The 1,450-nt window shown below is 34.7% G+C and carries 1 protein-coding gene; it reads left to right on the forward strand.

Annotated features, from left to right (window positions below; genetic code table 11):
* The first annotated feature begins 56 nt into the window (after positions 1 to 56).
* Positions 57 to 1,414, forward strand: a protein-coding gene (locus FQV30_RS17325) for an IS3-like element ISBce18 family transposase (RefSeq protein WP_146501391.1) whose coding sequence is annotated in 2 segments (ribosomal slippage) — positions 57 to 513 and positions 513 to 1,414 — 1,359 coding nt in all. Because the reading frame shifts where the segments join, the coding sequence is not laid out codon by codon here.
* Positions 1,415 to 1,450: the final 36 nt, after the last annotated feature.

The following is a 1,450-nucleotide window of genomic DNA, read 5'->3' on the forward strand; positions in this document are numbered from 1 at the left end:
TGAACTGCACCCCAATTGTTAGACACATTCTAACAATTGGAGGTGCAGTTTTTTGTATGACAAAATTTACGAAGGATTTAAAGTTAACGCTCGTTCAAGGATTTAATCCGAAAATAATTTCTCAAGCAGAATATGCAAAACAGATGCATATTACAAAGGCACAATTTCAATACTGGTTACGCTTATACGAACTCCATGGAGAAGAAGGTTTACACGAGGTCTATACAAATTACACCGCAGAGTTTAAACTAGACGTACTAAATTTTATGGCTCAATCGGGTATATCGTTAATGGATACAGCGGCTATATTCATGGTTCCTTCTTTTACAACGGTTTATCAATGGAAGAAGCAATTTGAAGTAGGTGGCTTAGATGCCCTTGAACCAAAGAAAAAGGGGCGTCCATCCATGAAAAATAAAAACACAAAACATGATACTAAAAAGATTCCGGCAGAAGGTTCAGTTGAAGCGTTACAAGCTGAATTAGAACGCTTACGTATGGAAAATGCGTATTTAAAAAAGTTGAATGCCTTAGTTCAAAACAAGGAAAAATCACCAAACAAGACAAGGCACAAGTAGTCTATGAATTAAGGCATGAGTTTCAAGTGAAAGAATTAGTAAAGTTAGCGGATATCCCTCGAAGCACCTATTATTTTTATGTAAAACAAATGGATAGAATCGATCCAGATGCCGATTTAAAAGTAGAAATTAAAGCGATTTATGATGAACACGAAGGTCGTTATGGATATCGTCGTATTCGTGATGAGTTAGCCAATCGTAATCAAATAGTGAATCATAAAAAAGTGCAACGAATTATGAAAGAGTTAGGTTTAAAATGTCTTGTACGTATGAAAAAATATAAATCTTATAAAGGAACAGTTGGTAAAATTGCACCTCATATTTTAGAGCGTAAATTTACGGCAGATACGCCAAATGAAAAATGGGTAACCGATATTACAGAATTTAAATTATTCGGTGAGAAACTTTATTTATCACCTGTATTAGACTTGTATAATGGTGAAATCATTACCTATACAATTGGCTCTAGACCGACGTATTCACTTGTTTCAGAAATGTTAGAGACAGCATTAGAAGGTTTACCTGAAAATCACCAACTAATGATGCATTCAGATCAAGGGTGGCATTATCAAATGAAACAGTACCGTCACGCATTACAAAAAAGAGGTATCGTACAAAGTATGTCTCGTAAAGGCAACTGTTATGACAACGCAGTAATGGAGAATTTCTTTGGAATCATGAAGTCTGAGTTTCTCTACATAAAAGAGTTTGAAAGTGTAGAGCACTTCAAAATAGAATTAGAAAAATATATAGATTATTACAATACAAAACGGATAAAGGCAAAATTAAAAATGAGCCCGGTGCAATACCGGACTCATTTTTATCAAGCTGCCTAATGAAATAACCGTGTCTAACTTTTAGGGGTCACTTCA

It is taken from the genome of Planomicrobium sp. CPCC 101110, from assembly GCF_007859395.1.
Taxonomy (GTDB): Bacteria; Bacillota; Bacilli; order Bacillales_A; family Planococcaceae; genus Planococcus.